The 2,533-nt window shown below is 73.7% G+C and carries 2 protein-coding genes; both read left to right on the top strand.

Features of this window, described 5'->3' with window-relative positions:
* Window positions 1–1,092: DUF418 domain-containing protein (locus AOK24_RS44170; protein ID WP_055725438.1), on the top strand; the 1,092-nt coding region annotated here is incomplete at its 5' end.
* A gap of 153 nt (window positions 1,093–1,245) precedes the next feature.
* The gene (locus AOK24_RS44165) at window positions 1,246–2,508 is read left to right on the top strand and encodes a cytochrome P450 (RefSeq protein WP_055725437.1); all 1,263 of its coding nucleotides are present in this window, start codon (window positions 1,246–1,248) and stop codon (window positions 2,506–2,508) included.
* The last annotated feature ends 25 nt before the right edge of the window (window positions 2,509–2,533 follow it).

Genomic DNA, 2,533 nt, shown 5'->3' with positions numbered 1-2,533 from the left:
GTGTTCGGCATGTACATCGTGCACATCGGGCCCCCGCTGTCCGCGACGCACGGCGTGGCGAGCTGGATCCGCTACCTGGCGGACGGCCACTCGTCGGTCCTGTTCGCCACCCTCGCCGGGTTCTCCCTGATGCTGCTCGCCGGCCGCCGGGAGCCCAGGACCGGACTCGCGGGCCGGCAGGCCAAGGCCCGTATCGCGATCCGCGCCGTGGTCCTGATCGCCCTCGGCACCGTGCTGGCGATCGAGTACGGCGGAGTGATCATCCTCGCCTTCTACGGCGTCTACTTCCTGCTGGCCCTCCCCTTGGTGCGGCTCGGCGCCAGGACGCTCGCGATCATCGCGGCGACCCTCGCCGTCGTCACCCCGCAGCTGGCGTTCGCCCTGAACGGCGTGCTGACGGAGTCGGTCCAGCAGAGCGTCAACACCTACGACCCGCTGCACCGGCTCAGCGGCGTCGGCGTGCTCGACCTGCTGTTCACCGGCTTCTACCCGACGATCACCTGGATGTCGTTCGTGGTCGCCGGCATGGCGCTGGCCCGCATCGACCTGTCCGCGTCCGCGGTCCGGCGGCGCCTGGCCGCGCTCGGCGCCGCCCTGATCGCGGTCGCGTACGGCCTGTCCCTGCTGCTCGCGGGCAGCGGCGCGCTGCGGAGCATGGCCGAGGACGGCGGACCGTCGTCCGGCGGCTCCGGGACGATGCCCCCGGACGGCGGGGCGCTGTCGGCCTCGTCGCTCCTGACGGCCGGGCCGCACAGCGGCACCACGTTCGACATCGTCGGCAGCGTGGGCGTCGCGATCCTCGTGATCGTGGGCGCGACCGCGCTGATGGAACACCTCCCGAAACTGGGCCGCCTGCTCCGGCCGGTGATCGCCGTGGGCACCATGTCCCTCACGGCCTACGTCGGCCACTTCATCGCGCAGTCCCTGCTGTCCACGCCCGGCAAGGACGGCGTCCAGCAGTCCTGGACACCGCTGCTCCTGTACGTCCTCGCGGCGATCGTGTTCGCGGGCGTCTGGTCCCGCTTCGTCCGGCGCGGCCCCCTGGAGTACCTGCTCAACACCGCGACCAAACCGGCGAAGTACGTCCGGTGAGACCCCGCGGCGGCGTTCCCGAGCGTCCCCGGGAACGCCGTCGCGGCTGTACCCGGGGCCCCCTCCCGACCGGGGGCGGTCTCCTGCCGTGTCGGCCTGGTCACCCGCCGCTATCATGTGGGCCGTCCGCAACACGCCCAGCGGGAGGTCGAGTTGACCGGTGCAGTGCCGGAGTTGTCCGAGGCCGAGGTGGTGGCCTGGCGGGATGCGGGCGCATCGGTCGTGGAACTGCTGGGGCGGGCCCAGCGGCTGGGGCCGGTCAGCGGGATCCGGCTGGGGGAGCGGCCCGTCGTGCTGGTGACCGGGGCGGAGGAGGTGCGGCATGTGCTCGCCCGGCATCCGGGCCGGTACGTGAAGCGGTCGCATCGGCTGCGGCACCTGCTCGGGGACGGGGTGCTCACCGTGGACGGGGCGGCCTGGCGGGGGCAACGGCGGCTGTTCCAGCCCAAGTTCACGATGCAGGCGGTGCGGCGCTACGAGCGGGCCATGCGGGACGCCGTCGAGGACGTCACCCGGTCGTGGGGGGAGTCCGCCCGGAGCGGACGGCCCCGGGATCTCGTCGCCGACATGCGGCGGTTCACCATCGACGTGATCTGGCGGGCCACCACCGGGCTGCCCCTCGACGACACCACCCATCGCCAGCTCCTCGCCGCCGCGCGCATCGTCGCCGCGATCTCCGCGCTCGGGGCGGCCGACACCACGCGGCTGGAGAGCGACCTCGCGGAGGTCGACGCGGCAGCGGAGCGCGCTGTCGCCGCCGCCCGCGCCAACGGGGACCCCGGCATCCTCGACGCGCTGCTCGACGCCGTCGAACTCCCCGACCCCGACGGGCGGTTGGTGCGCGACAACTTCGTCACCTTCCTCGTCGCCGGGTACGAGACCACCGCCGCCACGCTCAGCTGGCTCCTGCTGCTCCTGCACGACCACCCCGAGCACCGGGAGTGGGCGCTCGCCCAGGGGCCCGCCGGGTCGCCCGCGCGTACGGCCGCGATCCGGGCGTTGATCAGCGAGACGCTCCGCCTCTATCCGGCCGCACTGCTGTTGTTCCGCGACGCCACCGAGGACGACGTCCTCGCCGGATGCCGGATCGAGGCGGACGCGACGGTCGCGCTCTGCGCGTACCTCACGCACCGCGATCCCGGACTCTGGCCCGAGCCCGAGCGGTTCCTGCCCCAGCGGTTCCAGGAGGCGGCTCCCCGGCCGGCCCTCGGCACGTACTACCCGCTCGGGCTCGGGCCGCGTACCTGCCTGGGGGCGCAGTTCACGGTTCAGGAGATGACGTTGCTCGCGGAGGCCCTGCTGCCGGCTTTCGAGTACACGGTCGTGGGGGAGCGGCCGGAGCCCGCGTTCGACGTCACGATCCGGCCGGACGGGCCGATGGTCGCGACAGTGCGGGCGCGCGGCGCGCGGGGCTGAGGCGGGCGGGCGCGGAGAGGGGGTC

This window comes from Streptomyces niveiscabiei (assembly GCF_001419795.1).
Taxonomy (GTDB): domain Bacteria; phylum Actinomycetota; class Actinomycetes; order Streptomycetales; family Streptomycetaceae; genus Streptomyces; species Streptomyces niveiscabiei.
Note: the sequence above shows the minus strand (reverse complement) of the source record. Positions and strands in the feature narration are given on the sequence as shown.